Annotated in this window: 20 protein-coding genes and 1 rRNA gene; 9 read left to right on the forward strand and 12 right to left on the reverse strand. The window is 69.7% G+C overall.

All coding sequences use genetic code 11. The features are described from left to right. Both ACWGI2_RS08640 and ACWGI2_RS08645 read right to left on the reverse strand, forming a co-directional pair. Positions 1-90, reverse strand: a 16S ribosomal RNA gene (locus ACWGI2_RS08640); the annotation flags it as partial. 531 nt (positions 91-621) lie between these two features. Then, positions 622-1,263 carry a DNA-3-methyladenine glycosylase gene (locus ACWGI2_RS08645; protein ID WP_453694699.1) on the reverse strand — a complete coding sequence of 214 codons (642 nt, stop codon included), beginning with the start codon at positions 1,261-1,263 and terminating at the stop codon, positions 622-624. 160 nt (positions 1,264-1,423) lie between these two features. On the opposite strand from ACWGI2_RS08645, the gene ACWGI2_RS08650 reads away from it, so the two are divergent. From ACWGI2_RS08650 to ACWGI2_RS08660, 3 genes are all read left to right on the forward strand, one after another. After that, entirely contained in the window at positions 1,424-2,206 is a 783-nt protein-coding gene (locus ACWGI2_RS08650; protein ID WP_453694700.1) for a sporulation protein, read from the forward strand. A gap of 60 nt (positions 2,207-2,266) precedes the next feature. Further along, positions 2,267-2,800 (forward strand): YbhB/YbcL family Raf kinase inhibitor-like protein, encoded by a 534-nt coding sequence (locus tag ACWGI2_RS08655; protein WP_453401170.1) that lies wholly within the window; start codon positions 2,267-2,269, stop codon positions 2,798-2,800. Between the two features lie 154 nt (positions 2,801-2,954). Next, complete coding sequence (locus tag ACWGI2_RS08660) at positions 2,955-3,461, forward strand: HNH endonuclease (protein WP_453694701.1); 507 nt, start codon at positions 2,955-2,957, stop codon at positions 3,459-3,461. 49 nt (positions 3,462-3,510) lie between these two features. On the opposite strand, the gene ACWGI2_RS08665 is transcribed toward ACWGI2_RS08660, so the two are convergent. The 3 genes from ACWGI2_RS08665 to ACWGI2_RS08675 form a co-directional block, all read right to left on the reverse strand. Further along, a complete protein-coding gene (locus tag ACWGI2_RS08665) occupies positions 3,511-4,449 on the reverse strand; it encodes an SPFH domain-containing protein (RefSeq protein ID WP_453401172.1) in 939 nt (312 codons plus the stop codon). A gap of 156 nt (positions 4,450-4,605) precedes the next feature. Beyond that, positions 4,606-5,034, reverse strand: a complete 429-nt coding sequence (locus ACWGI2_RS08670) for an NfeD family protein (protein WP_453401173.1) — start codon at positions 5,032-5,034, stop codon at positions 4,606-4,608. A 95-nt stretch (positions 5,035-5,129) separates the two neighbouring features. Continuing rightward, complete coding sequence (locus tag ACWGI2_RS08675; RefSeq protein ID WP_160504228.1) at positions 5,130-5,927, reverse strand: ABC transporter ATP-binding protein; 798 nt, start codon at positions 5,925-5,927, stop codon at positions 5,130-5,132. A gap of 123 nt (positions 5,928-6,050) precedes the next feature. Here ACWGI2_RS08675 and ACWGI2_RS08680 point away from each other — a divergent pair, with 123 nt between their 5' ends. Beyond that, positions 6,051-6,833, forward strand: a complete 783-nt coding sequence (locus ACWGI2_RS08680; protein WP_453694702.1) for a hypothetical protein — start codon at positions 6,051-6,053, stop codon at positions 6,831-6,833. A 219-nt stretch (positions 6,834-7,052) separates the two neighbouring features. Here ACWGI2_RS08680 and ACWGI2_RS08685 read toward each other — a convergent pair whose 3' ends face one another. The 3 genes from ACWGI2_RS08685 to ACWGI2_RS08695 form a co-directional block, all read right to left on the reverse strand. Next, the gene (locus tag ACWGI2_RS08685; protein WP_453401175.1) at positions 7,053-7,298 is read right to left on the reverse strand and encodes a chaplin; all 246 of its coding nucleotides are present in this window, start codon (positions 7,296-7,298) and stop codon (positions 7,053-7,055) included. A gap of 170 nt (positions 7,299-7,468) precedes the next feature. Next, a complete protein-coding gene (locus tag ACWGI2_RS08690; protein WP_453694703.1) occupies positions 7,469-8,143 on the reverse strand; it encodes a response regulator in 675 nt (224 codons plus the stop codon). Beyond that, a complete protein-coding gene (locus tag ACWGI2_RS08695) occupies positions 8,136-9,281 on the reverse strand; it encodes a GAF domain-containing sensor histidine kinase (protein WP_453694704.1) in 1,146 nt (381 codons plus the stop codon). The genes ACWGI2_RS08690 and ACWGI2_RS08695 overlap by 8 nt, the downstream gene beginning before the upstream one ends. Before the next feature lie 192 nt (positions 9,282-9,473). On the opposite strand from ACWGI2_RS08695, the gene ACWGI2_RS08700 reads away from it, so the two are divergent. The 3 genes from ACWGI2_RS08700 (at position 9,474) to ACWGI2_RS08710 (ending at position 12,282) form a co-directional block, all read left to right on the forward strand. After that, positions 9,474-10,190 carry an SDR family NAD(P)-dependent oxidoreductase gene (locus ACWGI2_RS08700; protein ID WP_453694705.1) on the forward strand — a complete coding sequence of 239 codons (717 nt, stop codon included), beginning with the start codon at positions 9,474-9,476 and terminating at the stop codon, positions 10,188-10,190. After that, complete coding sequence (locus ACWGI2_RS08705) at positions 10,187-11,263, forward strand: S-adenosylmethionine:tRNA ribosyltransferase-isomerase (RefSeq protein ID WP_453694706.1); 1,077 nt, start codon at positions 10,187-10,189, stop codon at positions 11,261-11,263. The genes ACWGI2_RS08700 and ACWGI2_RS08705 overlap by 4 nt, the downstream gene beginning before the upstream one ends. Positions 11,264-11,562: 299 nt before the next feature. Then, positions 11,563-12,282: a transglycosylase SLT domain-containing protein gene (locus ACWGI2_RS08710; protein ID WP_453401180.1), complete on the forward strand. Its 720-nt coding sequence runs from the start codon at positions 11,563-11,565 to the stop codon at positions 12,280-12,282. A 103-nt stretch (positions 12,283-12,385) separates the two neighbouring features. On the opposite strand, the gene ACWGI2_RS08715 is transcribed toward ACWGI2_RS08710, so the two are convergent. Further along, the gene (locus ACWGI2_RS08715) at positions 12,386-15,016 is read right to left on the reverse strand and encodes an FHA domain-containing protein (RefSeq protein WP_453694707.1); all 2,631 of its coding nucleotides are present in this window, start codon (positions 15,014-15,016) and stop codon (positions 12,386-12,388) included. A gap of 264 nt (positions 15,017-15,280) precedes the next feature. Between ACWGI2_RS08715 and ACWGI2_RS08720 the strand changes: the two genes are divergently transcribed. Together ACWGI2_RS08720 and serB are read left to right on the forward strand one after the other, a co-directional pair. Then, positions 15,281-16,987, forward strand: a complete 1,707-nt coding sequence (locus ACWGI2_RS08720) for a streptophobe family protein (protein ID WP_453694708.1) — start codon at positions 15,281-15,283, stop codon at positions 16,985-16,987. Between the two features lie 579 nt (positions 16,988-17,566). After that, entirely contained in the window at positions 17,567-18,781 is a 1,215-nt protein-coding gene (gene serB, locus ACWGI2_RS08725) for a phosphoserine phosphatase SerB (protein WP_453401183.1), read from the forward strand. An 87-nt stretch (positions 18,782-18,868) separates the two neighbouring features. Here the strand turns inward: serB and ACWGI2_RS08730 are convergent, their stop codons facing one another. The 3 genes from ACWGI2_RS08730 to ACWGI2_RS08740 form a co-directional block, all read right to left on the reverse strand. Continuing rightward, positions 18,869-19,387: a SixA phosphatase family protein gene (locus ACWGI2_RS08730; protein ID WP_453401184.1), complete on the reverse strand. Its 519-nt coding sequence runs from the start codon at positions 19,385-19,387 to the stop codon at positions 18,869-18,871. Between the two features lie 88 nt (positions 19,388-19,475). Next, the gene (locus ACWGI2_RS08735; RefSeq protein WP_453401185.1) at positions 19,476-19,700 is read right to left on the reverse strand and encodes a hypothetical protein; all 225 of its coding nucleotides are present in this window, start codon (positions 19,698-19,700) and stop codon (positions 19,476-19,478) included. A gap of 168 nt (positions 19,701-19,868) precedes the next feature. Continuing rightward, entirely contained in the window at positions 19,869-19,985 is a 117-nt protein-coding gene (locus ACWGI2_RS08740) for an SGM_5486 family transporter-associated protein (protein ID WP_150166275.1), read from the reverse strand. Positions 19,986-19,992: the final 7 nt, after the last annotated feature.

The raw sequence follows: 19,992 nt of genomic DNA on the forward strand, positions 1-19,992 counted from the left end.
AATCCACCCCGAAGGGCTTCATCGTTCGACTTGCATGTGTTAAGCACGCCGCCAGCGTTCGTCCTGAGCCAGGATCAAACTCTCCGTGAATGTTTACCGGTAATCCGGTGCACATCCGCGTTGAGCGGAACCAGGAAGAGGAATAATCTTCCGGTTCACAGCGTCCTCGCTGATGTTTTCTTCAAAGGAACCTCGTCCCGACCATGACGGCCGGAGACGGGGTATCAACATATCTGGCGTTGACTTTTGGCACGCTGTTGAGTTCTCAAGGAACGGACGCTTCCTTTGTACTCACCCTCTCGGGCTTTCCTCCGGGCGCTTCCCTTCGGTATTTCGTGTTTCCAACCCTACCAGATCCGTTTTCCGTTCCGTTCCCGGTTCGGATTTCATTTCCGGTGGCCGTTGGAGGGCCTTTGCCTTTCGGCGTGTTCACTACGTTAGCGGATTCCCTCGTCAACTCATAATCGAGTTCCGCGAGTTCGAATTCCGGCATGCGAGCATGCGAAATGCGCCCCCGCTGAGGGGAAGTCGTAGGTAGTGGTTGGCCGCTTCCAGCTGTCGGCAGATTGCCGTCACCGGGTCAAGCGGCTCGGGCCACATTACGGTCCCCCCAGGGCCGCGTCAAGTTCGGCGGCGTCGGGGCGTATGGGCCCGATAGGGGCTCACCGTCGGGTCGTTGGGGATCCAGAAGCGCCAGGGGTGGACGGCTCCGTCACCGCCGACTCCCGTGCGCGGACCGTTGCTGACCTGGTCGGGGCCGACCGGAGTGCCCGAAAGGAGAGTGAGCGGGGCGTCCCCGCCCGCGCAGAGGTCCGCGCCGTTCAGGCTGCGGTCCACGTCGAGGGCCGTGGCCAGGCGGGCCGGGCCTTTGGCCAGTTCCCTGTCGTTTCGGGCCGAGAGTCGACGCTTGCGGGCGATCTCGGTGCCGGTCGTGATCTCCCCGGCCCGGAGCAGGACTCCGCTCGCCTGGCCTTCCGGACCGCACACCACGTTGAGGCAGTGCCACATGCCGTAGGTGAAGTAGACGTACGCGTATCCGGGCGGGCCGAACATCACGCTGTTGCGGGCGGTGGGGCCGCGATAGGCGTGTGACCCCGGGTCGGCCTCACCCGCGTATGCCTCCACCTCTGTCAGGCGCAGTTCGATCGGCCCGTCCGGTGAGCTGCGCACGAGGACGCGGCCCAGCAGGTCAGGGGCCACGTCGAGGACAGGGCGCTCGAAGAAGTCATGGGTGAGGGGCGTACGGTCAGGGGCCTCGATCATGGCGTCCGAGCGTACTGGAGACGGTCCGTACGGGTAGGTGGTCGTCTGCTGGGCGGATTGCCAGGGCTGGGACGCGGAACCGGACGTGGGTTCACCGCGTTTGTATGGATCAAGGAATCAAGTCGAGTCGAACCACAGGCGGGGCCTGGGGAGGAGAGTCATGGGGTTCAAGAAGCTGCTTGCGAGCCTGGGTGCCGGCGGTGCGTCGGTGGAGACGGTGCTGACCGAGGTCAACGTCGTACCGGGTGGTGTCGTCCAGGGTGAGGTACGGATCCAGGGCGGGTCCGTGGACCAGGAGATCGAGGGTCTGTCCGTCGGTCTGCAGGCGCGGGTCGAGGTCGAGGGCCAGGACCAGGAGACGAAGCAGGACATCGAGTTCACGAAGCTGCGGCTCGGTGGGGCCTTCACGCTCCAGGCGAACCAGGTGCACGCGGTGCCGTTCGGGCTCGAGATCCCCTGGGAGACGCCGGTCACCTCCATCGACGGCCAGCAGCTGCGCGGGATGAACATCGGTGTGACCACCGAGCTCGAGATCGCGCGTGCCGTGGACTCCGGTGACCTGGACCCGATCAACGTGCACCCGCTGCCGGCGCAGCAGGCCATCCTGGACGCCTTCATCCAGCTGGGCTTCCGCTTCAAGAGTGCGGACATGGAGCGCGGGCACATCCGTGGGACGCGGCAGAAGCTGCCGTTCTACCAGGAGATCGAGTTCTTCCCGCCGCAGCAGTACCGCGGACTCAACCAGGTCGAGTTGAGCTTCGTGGCCGACGACCGCGAGATGGACGTCATCCTGGAGATGGACAAGAAGCCGGGCCTCTTCAGTGAGGGCAGCGATTCGTTCCGCTCGTTCAAGGTCGGGCTCAACGACTTCCAGGGCACGGACTGGGCGGCGTACCTCAACGAGTGGCTGTCCCAGGTCGGCAGCAAGCGCAACTGGTCCTAGGCTCGGGAGAGCAGAGCTGTAGAGCTGCCGCCGAGCAGGAACCAACCAGGAGGTGCCGACGTGACCGAGCTCAAGAGGCCGCCGCTTCCCCATGACTTCCATCCGCCCGTGCCGTCGTTCACGGTCGTGAGCGAGGACTTCGAGCCGGGTGCGGTCCTTAAGGACGCTCAGGTCCAAGCGGCCGGGAACACCTCGCCGCACCTGCGGTGGGAAGGCTTCCCGCCGGAGACCAAGAGTTTCGCCGTGACGTGCTTCGACCCGGACGCGCCCACGGGCAGCGGGTTCTGGCACTGGTCGGTCTTCGACATCCCGGTGTCGGTGACCGAACTGCCCACCGGTGCGGGCAGCGGCAAGTTCGAGGGGCTGCCCGAGGGCGCGGTGCAGGTGCGGAACGACTACGGGACGAAGGAATTCGGGGGCGCCGCGCCGCCGCCCGGTGACCCGGCGCACCGTTATGTGTTCACCGTGTACGCGGTGGATCAGGAGAAGCTCGGCCCGGACTCCGACGCTTCGCCCGCCGTCGTCGGATTCAACCTCCGGTTCCACACGCTCGGGCGCGCGCAGGTGCTCGCCGAATACGCCGCTCCCGCGTAGCAGCGAAGCGTTCACTGAACGTTTGCCCGCCTCTGGTCATGGAAGTGATCAGGGGCGGGCATTTTTTATTGCGTTGTCCATCTCGGCGTGCCCGGCCAGAGTTGATCCCAGCCCGCCAGGGGGTGGGTCGGTGTGCATACGGGAGGTGGGCGAAATGCGGGACACGCTGGTGCTGAACGCGAGCTTCGAGCCGCTGTCGACGGTGACGCTGAACCGTGCCGTCGTGCTGGTCCTTACGGACAAGGCCGTCGTCGAGCATGCCCACCCCGGACTCCGTGTGCGCGCGGCAGCGGTCGAGATACCGGTGCCTCGGGTGATCAGGCTCTGCAGGTATGTACGGGTGCCTTTCCGAAGACGGGCTCCGTGGTCGCGGCGGGGTGTGCTCGTGCGGGACCAGCACAGGTGCGCGTACTGCGGGAGGCGTGCGACGACCGTGGACCACGTGGTGCCGCGGGCGCAGGGCGGTAAGGACTCCTGGCTGAACACGGTCGCCTCGTGCGCGATGGACAATCACCGTAAGGCGGACCGTACGCCGGAGGAGGCGGGGATGCCGTTGTTGCGGCAGCCCTTTGAGCCGACTCCCGCGGACGCCATGCTGCTGGCGCTCGGCCGGGACGAGTTGGCGACGCTGCCGGAGTGGCTGGCGGCGCCTGCCGCGTAGCCGCCCGGCCTTGGCCGAGCGCGCAGTTCCCCGCGCCCCTTTGGGGCGCTCAGTCGATCGGCGGCTGCTCTCGGCGCTCCTTGGGGGCGCTGCCCGAACCGCCGCTGCCGCCCATGGGGTTGAAGTTGCCGAGCGCGCCGCCGAGGCCCTTGAGGGCGTCGCCGATCTCGCTGGGGACGATCCAAAGCTTGTTCGCGTCGCCCTCGGCGATCTTCGGGAGCATCTGGAGGTACTGGTACGAGAGGAGCTTCTGGTCCGGGTCTCCGGCGTGGATGGACTCGAAGACCGTGCGGATCGCCTGGGCCTCGCCCTCGGCGCGCAGGGCCGCCGCCTTGGCCTCACCCTCGGCGCGCAGGATGGCGGACTGCTTCTCACCTTCGGCGCGCAGGATCTCCGACTGCCGTACACCTTCGGCCTGGAGGATCGCGGCGCGCTTGTCGCGGTCGGCGCGCATCTGCTTCTCCATCGAGTCCTGGATGGAGGTCGGCGGCTCGATCGCCTTGAGCTCGACGCGGTTGACGCGGATGCCCCACTTGCCGGTGGCCTCGTCGAGGACGCCGCGCAGCGCCGCGTTGATCTCCTCGCGGGACGTCAGGGTCCGTTCGAGGTCCATGCCACCGATGATGTTGCGCAGTGTGGTGACGGTGAGCTGCTCGATCGCCTGGATGTAGCTGGCGACTTCGTACGTCGCGGCGCGGGCGTCGGTCACCTGGTAGTAGATGACGGTGTCGATGTTCACCACGAGGTTGTCCTGGGTGATCACCGGCTGGGGCGGGAACGGGACGACCTGTTCACGGAGGTCGATGCGGTTGCGGATCGAGTCGATGAACGGGACGACGATGTTCAGGCCCGCGTTCAGCGTCCGGGTGTAGCGGCCGAAGCGCTCGACGATCGCCGCGCTGGCCTGCGGGATGACCTGGATCGTCTTGATCAGGGCGATGAAGACCAGCACCACCAGAATGATCAGGACGATGATGATTGGTTGCATCGTTGTTCCCCGTACCCCTCTTGCTCGTTGTTCCCGGAAGATCCGCGGAGCCTCAACTCGCCCCCGTGAAGATCTTGCTGGTCGAGTCTGTCAGACCGTCGCACACCCCGTGGTGGATTCGCCTGACGATGGCCGCCACATGACGATGGCCGGCCGTCACATGACGATGGCTGTCGCTCCGTCGATCTCGACCACGTCCACCTCGCGTCCCGCCTCGTAGCTCTGGGCGGTGTCGAGCGCGCGGGCGGACCAGATCTCGCCGGCGAGTTTGATCCGGCCGCCGGAGGCGTCGACGCGTTCCAGGACGACGGCCGTCCTGCCCTTCAACGCCTCCACTCCCGTGGCCAGTTCGGGCCGTTGGGCGCGGTGTCGTGCCGCCACCGGGCGTACGACCGCGATGAGCGCGACCGACACCGCGGCGAATACGACGACTTGGAGCACGGTGCCGCCGCCGAGGCCCGCGGTCACGGCGCCCGCGACGGCGCCCACGGAGAGCATGCCGAACTCCGGCATCGCGGTCAGTACGAGCGGGATTCCGAGCGCGGCGGCTCCGATCAGCCACCACACCCATGCGTCGATGTCCACATGGTCATGGTAGGACCGCGGGACCTTCCCGCACAGGGCACGTGATCTACCGACCGGAGCGGGCCCGGCCGTTCGCGCCGGTGTCGGCCGAACGGTCAGCCGAGCGGGAGCCCCTGGGCGCTCCAGCGCTCGCCACGCTCCTCGACCACCAGGGGCAGTCCGAAGCAGAGGGAGAGGTTGCGGGAGGTCAGTTCGAGCTCCAGCGGGCCCGCGGCCATGATCTTGCCCTGGCGGATCATCAGGACGTGGGTGAAGCCGGGGGCGATCTCCTCTACGTGGTGCGTGACCATGATCATCGAGGGGGCGATCGGGTCGCGGGCGAGGCGGCCGAGGCGGCGTACGAGATCCTCGCGGCCGCCGAGGTCGAGGCCCGCGGCGGGCTCGTCGAGGAGGAGCAGCTCGGGGTCGGTCATCAGGGCGCGCGCGATCAGGGTGCGCTTGCGCTCTCCCTCGGAGAGGGTGCCGAACTTGCGGTCCAGGTAGTCGGTCATGCCGAGGCGGTCGAGGAAGGCGCGGGCGCGCTGCTCGTCGACGTCCTCGTAGTTCTCGTGCCAGCCGGCCGTCATGCCGTACGCGGCCGTGAGCACCGTCTGGAGGACGGTCTGGCCCTTGGGCAGCTTCTCGGCCATCGCGATGCCGGCGACGCCGATGCGCGGGCGGAGCTCGAAGACGTCCGTGCCGGGCTTGCCGAGGGTCTCGCCGAGGATGGTGGCGGTTCCGGTGCTCGGGTGGAGGTAGCTGGACGCGACGTTCAAGAGGGTGGTCTTCCCCGCGCCGTTCGGTCCGAGGATGACCCAGCGCTCACCCTCCTTGACCGACCAGGAGACCTGGTCCACCAGAGCCCGGCCCTCGCGGACCACGGATACGTCCTCCAGCTCCAGTACATCGCTCATGAGCGCGTTGTCTCCCATTGCAGTCTCGGCTGTCGCTTGCGTCTGTGGACGCAGTCCCCTGGGAGAAAACCTACGCCACCGGCCGAGCGCTCCGGTCCTTAGCCCGGTCCTTAGGCTGTACGCATGCTCTCGGAACCACGCTCAGGACGCTTGGCGGCATGGGGAAATGCCCTGCTTGCCGGACTTGTCTCGCCGGATGACGCGGTGCTCGCGATGGTCGGCGACGACGCCGTGCACCGGGTCGAAGGTCTCCCCGGCGAGTCGGGGCCCGTCGGTCTCACGCTCGCCATCGGACGCCTGCGCACGCTCGGGGTGACCGGGCTCCGGGTCGCGCTGCCCGCGCCGGGGCATCCGCTCGGTCTCAGCGGCCCGCCCGCTTTCAACGCCCGCGCCCTGGATGCGGAGGAGGCGGTCGTCGCCTACGGGGCGCCGTACGGCCTGGTGCCCGAGGTGTCCGAGGTCGGGCCCGCCGGTGATGTGCACGTGGAGGTCCTCTGGCACTGCCTGCCCGTGCGGGAGGCGCCGCCGGCCGACGTTCCCTCGCTGGGCGAGGCGGAGCGCGAGCTCGCCGAGGCGCTGCGGGACGCGACGGAGGTGCTCTCGCGGCTCGACGTGGCGGGCTCGGGGCCGGTCGCCGAGGCCGCGGTGGACGCGTACCGGGCGCGGGCCGAGCGGGGGCGTGAGGCTCTGGCGCCCGGGTATCCGCCGCGTGCCGTACGGGTGTTGGAGCTGGCCCAGCGGGTCGGCCTGCTGATCTCGGTGGCGTACGAGAACGGCCATGGCGGGGCCGTGAGCGCCTCGGAGATGGCGGCGCGGGGGGCGGCGTTGCGCCCCGTGGAGCGGACTGCCCGGCGGGCGCAGGTGGCCGCGTACAACTCCGTTGTGGAGGAGCGGGAACGGGGCTGATGTCACTCTGAGCGCTGGGCCTGCACCGGGGGCGCCCGGGGCCGGTACGCGCTGCGCGCTGCCGAGATCGGTCTCTTTTGCGGCCGCGGGTGCCTTGTGGCTTGTCGCGCAGTTCCCCGCGCCCCTACGGGGCGCTCCCTCGGCGCCCCCTGAACGCCGGACCGGCCCCCCGGAGAATTTCCGAGGGGCCGGTGGTCACTGCTGCGCCTGGTGCGATCCTCAGGTGTTGAGGCCGTCGTTCGCGAAGGCCGGGTTGAGGGCGCCGATGACGGACACGGTGTTGCCCACGGCGTTCACGGGGATGTGCACCGGCGCCTGGACGAGGTTGCCCGAGCCGACACCCGGCGACTTCACGGCCTTGCCGTCGGCGTGCGCGCCGTCCGTGGCGGAGGCGAGACCGGCACCGGCGACGACGAGGCCACCCGCCACCATCGTGACAGCAGCGGCCTTCTTCAGGTTCTTCACTTCTGGATCCTCCTAGCGATCGCCGCGGCCAGCCGCCGCAGCACGCACTGGAGAACGGCCGGGCGGCGCGCAGGTTGCGCCATACGAGGGACATCTACACGACGGTATGAATCTCAGTCCGGAACGCGACGGTCCACATCGCCGGTTGACGGAGTGCGCAGAAACGTTAATCAGCCGGTCACACCATGTCGTACGGCCCACAGGGCGGCCTGGGTGCGGTCGGCGAGGTCCAGCTTCATCAGGATGTTCGAGACGTGGGTCTTGACGGTCTTCTCGGACAGCACGAGGGCGCGCGCGATCTCGCGGTTCGAGCGGCCGTCGGCGATGAGCCCCAGGACCTCGCGCTCCCGCTCGGTGAGCGAACCGCCCCTCCCCTGCCCGGTGTTGGCCTCCTCCTGGGACAGCAGCGCCCCCGCCACCTCGGGCTGGAGCAGCACATGCCCGGCGTGCACGGAACGGATGGCACCGGCGAGGGCGTCCGGGTCGACGTCCTTGTAGACATACCCGGCGGCGCCCGCGCGCAGGGCCGGGACGACCGTGCGCTGCTCGGTGAAGCTGGTGACGATGAGCACGCGCGCGGGGTTGGCCAGTTCACGGAGCTTGCGCAGCGCCTCGACGCCGTCCATGCCCGGCATCTTGACGTCCATGAGGACGACGTCCGGCTTCAACTTCTCGGCCTGCTCGACGCCTTCGACGCCGTCCGACGCCTCGCCCACGACCTCGATGTCGTCCTGCACCTCGAGGAACGTACGCAGACCGCGGCGGACCACCTGGTGGTCGTCGACCAACAGCACCCGGATGCCGGTCTTCGGATTGAACTTCGGATGGGACACAGCCTCAGCCACCGGGAACCTCCATCTCGATCGTCGTGCCCTTTCCGGGCTCCGATTCCACGGTCAGCCGTCCGCCGACCCCGCCTGCCCTGTCCCGCATGGAGACCAGGCCCAAGTGCCGCCCCGCGCGCCGGATCACGCGCGGGTCGAAGCCGCTGCCGTCGTCCGTGACGCGCAGCACCGCGCCGGCTCCGCGCCGCGCCAGGGTCACGCAGACGCGTTCCGCGCCGGAGTGGCGCAAGGCATTGTGCAGCGCTTCCTGGGCGACGCGCAGCATCGCTTCCTCCTGGGCCGCGGGCAGGGCGCGGACCGCGTGGCTGTCGAAGGTGACCTCGGCGGAGTGCGCGCGGTCCAGGACCTGCGTGTGCGTGCGCAAGGTGGCCACCAGGCCGTCCTCGTCCAGGGCCGCGGGGCGCAACTCCACGACGGCGGCGCGCAGTTCGTCCGCAGCCTCGGCCGCGAGCACGGTCACCTGCTGGAGTTCGCCCTTGGCGCGGGCGGGGTCGCGGTCCACCAGGGCGGCCGCGGCCTGGGCCGTCAGGCGCAGCGAGAACAGCTTCTGGCTGACGGCGTCGTGCAGTTCATGGGCGAGGCGCGAGCGCTCCTCGGCGATGGTCAGCTCGCGACTGCGCTCGTAGAGACGGGCGTTCGTCAGGGCGATCGCGGCGTGCTGGGCCAGGATCGACAGGAGCTCTTCGTCTTCGGCTGTGAAGCCGCAACCACCTTCTGGCTTGGGGCAGTTCTTGTTGGCGAGGAAGAGGGCGCCGAGTGTTTCGTCGCCGTACCGGATCGGCAGGCCGAGGAAGTCGGACATGTCCGGGTGGGCGGACGGCCAGCCCTCGAAGCGCGGGTCCTTGCGCACGTCGGCGAGGCGCTCGGGCTCGGCCTTGTGCAGCATCGCGGCGAGGATTCCGTGCTGTCGGGGCAGCGGGCCGATGGCGCGCCACTGCTCGTCGCTGACGCCGTCGACGACGAACTGGGCGAACCCGCCGTGGTCGTCCGGAACACCGAGCGCCGCGTATTCCGCGTCGAGCAGTTCGCGGGCCGAGGCGACGATCGTCTTCAGGACGTCGCGCACCTCGAGCTGCCTGCTCATGGCGAGAAGCGCGGAGCTCACCGCGTTCAGGCCGGACCGGGGACCTTGACTCATGGCCTCACCGTACCGGCGGGGTGTGACAGCGCGTATCGGACCTGTGGCGGCCACCGCCTAGGGCCGTGGGCGTAGGCCGAAGGGACTTGAGCTGTTGCGGCCCGCGTACGAGGCGCCGGGGCCAGGTCCGTTCCTACCGTGGCGTCATCCGCTGAAGAGCGGCTGCCTGGGCGACCCGAGGGGACGGATGTCATGCCGGTAGCGATCATCACGGGGGCTTCGAAGGGACTGGGGCGCGCGCTGGGGGCGGCGCTCGCCGAGCGGGGCTGGGATCTGGTGCTCGACGCGAGAACGGCCGTCGCGCTGGAGGAGTCCGCTCGGGACCTGGCGGGGCGCGGCGGGCGCGTGGAGGCTGTCGCCGGGGATGTCACGGAGGCCGGGCACCGGGCGGATCTGGTGGCCGCGGCGCGGAAACTGGGCGGCCTCGATCTGCTGGTGAACAACGCGAGCGCGCTGGGCACGGAGCCTCTCGTACGGCTTGATGAGCTCACGCTCGACGGGCTGCGGCAGGCTCTGGAGACGAACGTGGTGGCGGCCCTGGGGCTGATCCGTGAGGCGCTGCCCCTGTTGCGGGCCTCGGGGGCGGGGGCGGTGGTCGGCGTCAGCTCCGACGCGGCCGTCGAGGCGTACGAGACGTGGGGCGGGTACGGGGCGTCCAAGGCGGCCCTGGATCAGCTGTCGGCGGTCCTTGCCGTGGAGGAGCCGGGGATCAGGGTGTGGGCGGTCGATCCCGGTGACATGCGGACCGACCTCTACGAAGCTGCCGTCCCGGACGACGACGTCTCGGGGCGGCCGCCGCCCGAGACGGTGGTGCCCGCCTTCCTGCGGCTGCTCGACGAGCGCCCGGCGAGCGGGCGGTACTCCGCTCCCGCATGGCTCGAAGGCTCCCCTCTCGGGGGCGTCCGATGACGCTGGCCGTGCGGGTGCCCGATGAGCTGGCGGCGCGCGTTCCCGCCGAGCAGCGTGGGCCGGGTCTTGGCCGGGACGCGGTGCGGCTGCTCGTGTCGCGCGGGACGGAGGTCTCGCACCACGCGTTCACCGATCTGCCCGCGCTGCTGCGGGCCGGGGACCTGCTGATCGTGAACACCTCACCGACACTGTCCGCCGCGGTCGACGGAACCGCCGGGCACGCGCGCGTGGTGGTGCATTTCTCCACGCGCGGCGACGACGGACGGTGGGCCGTCGAGTTGCGGGACCCGGACGGCAGGGGCACCACGCGGGCGCGCGCGGGCGGGCCCGCGGATTCAGTCGTGCGGCTCCCCGGGGACGTACGCCTCGTCCTCGATGAGCCGTTGGCCCCGGGGAGCGGGCGGTTGTGGTGGGCCCGGGTGCCGGCCGATGTGCCGTCTCTGCTGCGGCGGCACGGGCGCCCCATCCGTTACTCCTATACAGAGAGGGACCAGCCGCTCTCCGCCCACCAGACCGTGTTCGCGCTGCCGTCGGCCGACGGGACGGGCAGCGCGGAGATGCCGAGTGCGGCCCGGCCGTTCACCGCGGCCCTGGTGGCACGCCTGGTGAGCCGGGGTGTGCAGTTCGCGCCGGTCGTCCTGCATACGGGGGTGGCGTCGCCCGAGGCGCACGAGCCGCCGTATCCCGAGCTCTTCGAGGTGCCTGAGACGTCGGCGCGGCTGATCAATGCCGCCGGGGCGGGCGGCGGACGGGTCATCGCGGTGGGTACGACGGCCGTGCGTGCCGTCGAGTCGGCCGCGGGCCCCGACGGGGTGGTCCGGGCGGCAGCGGGCCGTACGGAGCTCGTGGTGACGCCCGAGCGGGGCGTGCGTGTGGTGGACGGGCTGCTCACGGGGCTGCACGAGCCGCAGGCCTCGCATCTGCTGATGCTCGAGGCGGTCGCGGGACGGGCCGCCGTGGACCGGGGTTATGCGGAGGCCGTACGCCGTCTCTACCTCTGGCACGAGTTCGGCGACGTGCATCTCCTACTTCCGGAGGAGTTTGCTCACACAGAGAATTGCTATGGCAACTGATGGTGAGGTTGTTACGTGTTCGATGTGAGCCCGCGCATAGGGCGCACGTCACGTACGAAGGTCCCTAGTGGACAAGAAAGTCCTTTATGGGCGGGGGTGCACTGTCGTCATAACGCACAAAGCACACCCTGATCCACTATCCGGCATCGTACGTCACTGCTTTGCCACAGAATTTTGCGGCCGCTAAGAATTGCACCCGTCGCTCGGCGCCGCGGTCTCGCACCGCGGCGTTTGTGCCGGGTAAGCAAATGTCCCCGCCGGCCAGAGCGACCTCCGCGATTCGAAGAGGTCCATCTCCCATGTCCAAGCACACCACCCCTGGTCATAGTCGCCCCGCGCTGACCAAGACCCAGAAGTTCTCGATCGCCGGTGTCGCCACGCTCGGCGCCGCCGCCCTCGCGTTCTCCCTCGTGCCGGGCAGCGCCGACGCCGGAACCGGAACCCAGAACATCGAGGCCGCCCCGGTGGCCTTCAAGCAGAACGCCGACGCCCAGCAGGCCGTCGAGGCCGGTGTCATCAAGCAGCACACCGCCGTCGACAAGCAGGCCAAGGACGCCGCTGCCGCGAAGGCGAAGGCCGAGGCCGACGCCGCCGCGAAGAAGAAGGCCGCCGATGAGGCCGCGGCCAAGAAGAAGGCCGAGGACGAGCGCAAGGCCAAGGAAGCCGCGAGCCGTGCCGCCGCGCGCAAGCCGGTCTACGCCAACAACCTCGACGGCTGGATCCGCCAGTCCCTGGACATCATGAAGTCCAAGGGCATCCCCGGCTCCTACGAGGGCCTGCACCGCAACATCATCCGTGAGTCGGCGGGCGACCCGAACGCCAAGAACGGCTGGGACATCAACGCCATCAACGGCACCCCGTCCGTCGGCCTGCTCCAGGTCATCCAGCCGACGTTCGACGCGTACCACGTCGAGGGCACGTCCACGAACATCTACGACCCGGTCGCCAACATCACGGCCGCGGCCAACTACGCGGCCGACCGCTACGGCTCGATGGACAACGTGAACGGCGCCTACTGAGCCTGATCGCCTGATCAACGGACCTCTTCACCGAGGCTCGACAGACGCCGAAGGGCGGCACCCCCCGTGGGGTGCCGCCCTTCTCGTCGTTCTCGAAGGCCCGCTACTTGCGCATGACCTCCGGCTCGTGGCGGCGCAGCAGCCGTGCGACCGCGAAGCCGCAGGCGATGCCGATCAGGAGCAGGATCGTGATGTTCATGCCCCACTGCCCCGCCGAGTGCTCCCACAGCGGGTCGAGGTCGCCCGGCTTCTTCGGGTCCCACGGCGGCATGAGGTGGGCGAGGTCCAGCGTGGCGCCCGCGCCGGCGATGGCCCAGCGCGACGGCATCAGCCAGGCGAACTGCTCCAGGCCCGGCGAGCCGTAGACCTGGAAGAGCACGCCGGTGAAGACGACCTGGACGATCGCGAACATCACCAGGAGCGGCATGGTCTTCTCGGCGGTCTTCACCAACGAGGAGATGACCAGGCCGAACATCATCGAGGTGAAGCCCAGGGCGATGATGACCAGGCAGATCTCGACGGCCGGGGGCATGATCAGGCCCTCTTCCGGCATGTCGCGCGTCGCGAAGCCGATGCCGCAGATGATGACGCCCTGGAAGGCCGTGATCAGGCCGAGGACGATGACCTTGGACATCAGGTACGCCGAGCGGGAAAGGCCGGTGGCCCGCTCCCGTTCGTAGATGACCCGTTCCTTGATCAGCTCTCGTACGGAGTTGGCCGCGCCCGAGAAGCACATGCCGACCGCGAGGATCAGCATGATCGTTCCGGCGTCGCCGTTGAACTTCGACGGCGGCTTGGGGGGCGCGAGTCCGAAGTCGGCCGGGATCACGACGCTGACGATGCCGAGGACCGCGGGCAGGATCACCATCAGACCCAGGAAGCCCTTGTCGGAGGCGATCACCGAGGTGTAGCGGCGGATCAGGGTCCACAGCTGCGAGCCCCAGCCCTGCGGCTTGGGCGGCCTGATCGCCTGCGGCGGCGGCATGTGGACCGGCTGCGCGGCCACGGCGTCGATGTCGGCGGCGTACATCTGATAGTGCTGCGAGCCCTTCCAGCGGCCCGCCCAGTCGTAGTCGCGGTAGTTCTCGAACGCCGAGAAGACGTCCGCCCACGTCTGGTAGCCGAAGAAGTTGAGCGCTTCCTCCGGCGGACCGAAGTACGCGACCGAACCGCCGGGCGCCATCACCAGGAGCTTGTCGCAGATCGCCAGCTCGGCGACCGAGTGCGTGACGACGAGGACCGTACGGCCGTCGTCGGCGAGGCCGCGCAGGAGCTGCATGACGTCGCGGTCCATGCCCGGGTCGAGGCCGGAGGTCGGCTCGTCCAGGAAGATCAGCGACGGCTTGGTGAGGAGCTCCAGGGCCACCGACACGCGCTTGCGCTGGCCACCGGAGAGGGAGGTGACCTTCTTCTCCTTGTGGATGTCCAGCTTGAGCTCGCGAAGGACCTCGTCTATGCGCTGCTCGCGCTCCTGCTCGCTGGTGTCCGAGGGGAAGCGCAGCTTGGCGGCGTACTTGAGGGCCTTCTTGACGGTCAGTTCCTTGTGCAGGATGTCGTCCTGCGGGACCAGACCGATGCGCTGGCGCAGCTCGGCGAACTGCTTGTAAAGGTTCCGGTTGTCGTAGAGGACGTCACCCTGGTTGGCGGGCCGGTAGCCGGTGAGCGCCTTGAGCAGGGTGGACTTTCCGGAGCCCGAAGGGCCGATGACCGCGATGAGCGACTTCTCCGGAACACCGAAGGAGACGTCCTTGAGGATGTCCTTGCCGCCGTCGACCGTCACCGTCAGGTGGCGGGCGGAGAAGGAGATCTCACCGGTGTCGACGAACTCCTCGAGCCGGTCGCCGACGAGCCGGAACGTCGAGTGGCCGACGCTGACGATGTCGTTCGGGCCGATGAGGGCCGAGCCCGACTTCGCGACCGGCTGACCGTTGATGTACGTGCCGTTGTGCGAGCCGAGGTCGTGGATCTCGAAGCGGCCGTCCGGAGTGGCCGTGAACTCGGCGTGGTGCCGTGAGACCTGGAGGTCGGAGACGACCAGTTCGTTCTCCAGGGCGCGGCCGATGCGCATCTTGCGGCCGAGCGCGAGCTGGTGGAACGTCGTCGGGCTGCGGTCCCCGTAGACCGGCGGGGCCCCCGCGACACCGCCGGAACCCGCGCCGGGGCCCTGCTGCTGCGGGACCTGCGGCTGCTGAGGCTGCTGAGGCTTCTGGTGATGAGCCTGCTGCTGGGGCTGCTGCTGCCAGCCTTGCTGCTGGGGCATCTGCTGCTGCGCCGGGTACTGCGGCGCCTGCTGCTGGGGTGCCTGCTGGGATGCCTGGGCGGCCCAGCCGGGTCCGCCCTGCTGCTGCGCGTGGTGCTGCGGTGCCTGGTGTTGCGGCGCCTGATGGGCCGGGGCCTGCTGAGCTGCCTGCTGCGGTGCGGACACGGCGGCGGCGCCCGACGCGCTGCCGGACACATTCAGCCGCGGACCGTCGGTCGCGTTGCCGAGGTTCACGGCCGAGCCGGGGCCGATTTCCATCTGGTGGATCCGCTGGCCCTGCACAAAGGTGCCATTGGTACTGCCGTGGTCCTCGATGACCCAACTGCGGCCGCTCCAGCTGATCGTGGCGTGACGCCAGGACACTCTGGCGTCGTCGAGCGCGAGATCTCCCTGCGGATCACGTCCGAGGGTGTACGACCTGGACGGATCGAGCGTCCAGGTCCTTCCATTCAATTCCAGTACGAGTTCCGGCACTCCAGCCCCACTGAGTTGTCCCCCGAGCTAGCCCCCGTCATGGGGAGTCTAGGGATGTCGAACATCGGGAGGAACTATTTCAGGCGGAGGCCTCTGACCGAAAGTCGGGCCTTGTGAAGACTGCGTACGGGCCTCCATGACCGCCCCGTTGACGAGGCAGAAACCACCCCGGAGAGTAGTAACCGCCCATGAGTGCCTACGGATCATGCGCATTGCGCATATCTCGTATTAATCGGGCGACGCGGTGCGAGTCGGGGGGTCCTGATGGAGACCGGCGGGAAACGGGCCGAAGGCCGGGGTGTGCGGTGGGGCGATGTGCTGCTGTCCGCGATAGCCGCCGTGAGCTGGGCACTTGTCGGGATGGCCGGTGCCGCGGCGCTCGGCCTGCACCTTCTCGGCGCGGACGCGGTGGGGTCACTGGGGCCGATGACGGCTGCCGTGGTGGCGCTCGGCGCGGGCGGCTCGGTCACCCCGTCCGGTGACGTGTCGGCGTTCGGACTCGAAGGTGCCGAGGCGACCACCGCGATCGATGTCGCGCCGCTGGGCGTCGGCCTCGCGGGCGCGGTACTGCTTGCGTATTTCTTCCTACGCTCCTTGCGCGGGGCGGGAGTTGTGATCACACCCGCCGAACTGGCCGCGCGCGTGAGCGCGGTGATCGTCCTCTTTCTGGCGATGCTCGGCGGGTTGGCATGGGCAGGTCACGACATCATCACGATCGACGGCGACCAGCTGGGGATCGACAAGGGCATCGACGAGGGGATCGACCAGCTCCCGGACGACATCACGGACAAACTTCCCGATGGGCTCGGTGACGTCGGGGGTCTGCTGCCGGACCGGCTCGGCGATCTCGCGCAGGCGAAGGCGGCGGTCGGCTTCACCGTGGACATGGGTCCGACGCTGCTCGGGGGCGCGGTGTGGGTGACCGGCGTCCTGCTGATCGCGCTGCTCGCCTCGCGTCGTACGCCGCTGCCGAGCGGGTGGGACGGCGTGCACCGCGTGGTGCGTCCTGCCGCGTCCGCGCTGGTCACGGTGTTGCTCGTGGCGGTGCTCGCCGGGCTCGCGGCGGCTGCGTACGCGATGATCGGCGACGCCCATCCCAAGCGGATCGCGGGGGCCGCGCTGCTCGGGGCGCCGAACGGGGTGTGGCTCGGGGTGCCGATCGGGCTCTTCGTGCCGTGGGACGGCGAGGCGACGGGCGAGCTGGCGAAGCTGCTTCCGGACCCGCTGGACGATCTCCTGACGGGGTCCGGCGCCTCGGGGAACGAGGCGGTGACGCTGGGGCGGCTCGCGGAACTCGACAGCAGGGTCTGGCTCCTGGGCGTAGCGGCGGCGCTGATGATCCTTTTCGCGGGGGTGCTCACTGCGGTCCGCACTCCATACGTACGGGGCGGAACGGGCGCCCTGCGGTTCGCGGGGCAGTGCGCGGTGCGGCTCGCCGTGGTGACGGCGCTCGCGCTGCCGCTGATGGTGTGGCTGACGGGGGTGTCCGCGGACGCCTCACTGTCGGTGCTCGGCTTCGACGCGTTCGGGGCGGGGATAGAGCTGCACGGCCAACTGGGGATGGCGTTGCTGCTCGGCGCGGCGTGGGGAGCGGGGGCGGGGGCGGTGGGGTCGGCGCTCGCGGTGGCGAGTGGGGCTGCGGGGGGCGGGGTCGCGCCGCTTGCCCTTGCCGAGGGGGTGCCGGGGGCGGCGCCGCCCGCAGAGGTGGCGGCGGGTGGGGCGCCGGCTCCCGTTGCGGGGCCGTACAGCCCCAGCGATCCGTACCGGCCCGCGAACCCCGACACCAATCCGTACCTCCGGCCGCCGCGTGATGTTTCCGGGGCGCCGACGGTGGTGGGACCGATGACGCCTCCCTCGCGGCCGAGGCCGAAACCGCGCCCGCGGTCCTCGGGCGACGGCGACTGGCCTCCCCCTCCGCCGCCTCCGCCACCTCCCCCGGAGCAAGGGCCGCGGGGCGGCCGGGGGCGGTAGTGCCGGTTCCCCCGGCGGGGGGAGTGTCCCTGGCCCGCCGCTCCGCGGCGGATCCTTCCCCACCCACCCACCCGATCACCCCGCGGCCGAGACCGCGATCGACGCTGCGGGATGCCGAATGCAAGGCAGATGAGGGCGGGCAAGACCGAAGGAGTCGACGCAGCGGGGTGAAGGAGCGGGTGGGAGAGAACCCGCCGCGCAGCGAGCGAGCCGGCGGGTGGCGAGAACCGCCGTAGGCGGGGGGACGGCCGACGCCACGGGGTGAACGGGTGGGCGGGCGGGAGAAAACCGCCGCGGAGCAAGCAAACCGGCCGGGGGCCAGAACCGCCCCAGGTAGGGGACCGCCGACGCCACAGGGGAACGGGCGGGCGGGTGGCAAAGAACCACCGCGGAGCGAGCGAACCGGCCGGAGGGCCGGAACCGCCCCAGGTATGGGGCCGCCAACGCCGCGGGGTGAAGCGGCGGGAGAGGAGTCCGCGCCAAGCCGTGGTGGAGGAGTTCGCGGCAGGGAGGGGCAGGTGTCCGTCAAACGGACCGGCGGCACGCCTCCGCGTCCCGCCGGATACCGTGGGCCCCACCATGAGCGCATCGCAGCCCCCGCAGCCCGCAGACGTCCCCACGCTCCTCGTCAAGATCTTCGGCAAGGACCGTCCCGGAATCACCGCAGGCCTCTTCGACACCCTCGCCGCCTACTCCGTCGACGTCGTCGACATCGAGCAGGTCGTCACCCGTGGGCGCATAGTGCTGTGCGCGCTCGTGACCCAGCCGCCGGCCGGCCTGGAGGGTGACCTGCGGTCCACCGTGCACAGCTGGGCCGAGTCCCTGAAGATGCAGGCCGAGATCATCTCGGGCATCGGTGACAACCGCCCCCGTGGCCACGGCCGTTCCCACGTCACCGTGCTCGGCCACCCCCTGACCGCCGAGTCGACCGCCTCCATCGCCGCCAGCATCACCGCGACCGGCGGCAACATCGACCGTATCTTCCGGCTCGCCAAGTACCCCGTCACCGCGGTGGAGTTCGCCGTGTCCGGCGCGGAGACCGAACCGCTGCGCACCGCCCTCGCCCTGGAGGCGGCGAAGCTCGGCGTGGACGTCGCCGTCGTCGCCGCCGGCCTGCACCGCCGCGCCCAGCGGCTCATCGTGATGGACGTGGACTCGACCCTCATCCAGGACGAGGTGATCGAACTCTTCGCGGCGCACGCGGGCTGCGAGGACAAGGTCGCCGAGGTGACCGAGGCCGCGATGCGGGGCGAGCTGGACTTCGAGCAGTCGCTGCACGCCCGCGTGGAGCTCCTCGCCGGGCTCGACGCCTCGGTCGTCGACAAGGTCCGCTCCGAGGTCCGCCTCACCCCCGGCGCCCGCACTCTCATCCGTACGCTCAAGCGCCTGGGCTACCAAGTGGGCGTCGTATCGGGCGGGTTCACCCAGGTGACCGATGATCTGAAGGAACGTCTCGGCCTCGACTTCGCCCAGGCCAACACCCTGGAGATCGTCGACGGCAAGCTCACCGGCAAGGTGACCGGCGAGATCGTGGACCGCGCGGGCAAGGCCCGGCTCCTTCGCCGCTTCGCCGAAGAGGCCGGGGTCCCGCTGGAGCAGACCGTCGCGATCGGCGACGGCGCCAATGACCTCGACATGCTGAACGCGGCCGGTCTCGGTGTCGCCTTCAACGCCAAGCCCGTCGTCCGGGAGGCCGCGCACACCGCGGTGAACGTCCCCTTCCTCGACACCGTCCTCTACCTCCTCGGTGTCACCCGCGAAGAGGTCGAGGCGGCGGACACCCACACCGACTGAGGTCGCAAGCCGCGAGCCGCGAGCGCAATCACGCCGATGGCCCCGTACCGCTGCGGTACGGGGCCATCCGTGTATGTGCGTCCGGGGCTAGTCAGAAGGCGCCCAGTAGTCGGCGAGCGTGCCGACGCCGGGCTCCAGGGCCTTCCATGAGCCGGAGTACGTCAGGACCGCGAAGGCCGAGGTCGGGAAGCCGCGGCGGTCCATCCGCGTACGGGCGTCGCCCTCGGCGTCGCCCGCGAGGATGTCGGCGAGCCCCTGCACTCCGGGGTTGTGGCCGATCAGTACGACGTTCTGTACGTCGTCCGGGGTTTCGTTGAGCACGGCGATCAGCTCGCCCGGAGAGGCTTCGTACAGCCGCTCCTCGTAGACGGTCTTGGGCCTGTGCGGCAGCTCATGGACGGCGAGCTTCCATGTCTCGCGGGTCCTGGCGGCGGTCGAGCAGAGGGCCAGGTCGAAAGGGATGCCGCTGTCGGCCAGCTTGCGCCCGGCGACGGGGGCGTCCTTGCGGCCGCGCTCCGCGAGGGGCCGTTCGTGGTCGGACACCTGGGGCCAGTCGGCCTTCGCATGCCGGAAGAGGACAATCCTGCGGGGTTCTGCGACGCTCATGCGTCCCAGCTTCGCATGAAACCCGGCAGCGGGCGCAGGGAGTTGGCGTGCTCCCCCGCCATGGGTGACGGCGTCCGTCCGGGGCAGGTCACGGGGCCGTGCGGAACACGGTCTCCTGGATGCGCTCGAGCACATGCGTGACCACCGGCTCGCCGCTCGCCGCATGTGCGTCGGCGGGGTTCAGTATCAGCAGGAGCAGAGCCGCGAAGGCGATGGCGGGCAGAGCGATCGCCCACCACGGAAGCTGGATCTCGACGCTCGCGGAGTCCGTGGGGGCTCCCGGGTCGCGCCGGGTGTGCGAACGGGCCGACATGCCGCCTCCGTGGTCTTCGAGTCCTCCGCGCCGCGTCCTCGCGGGCACATCTCGAAGGTACGGATCCGGCGACCCTCAGCACATCCGGTGATCCACCCACTTGACCCTGACACTGACCCCCTAGGGGATGGTGGTGCTAACCCCACCATCGGCCCCGCCGGGGGCAGTTCACGGCGAGGCGATGGAGGCGATGATCCCGATGATCACGGTGATGGCCAGCATCGAGCCGAGCACGATGAGCAGCTTCTTCTGGCCGTTCTGGGGGTTCGGATCGAGCACTGGCATGGGGAGA

Source organism: Streptomyces sp. NPDC054866 (genome assembly GCF_053610745.1).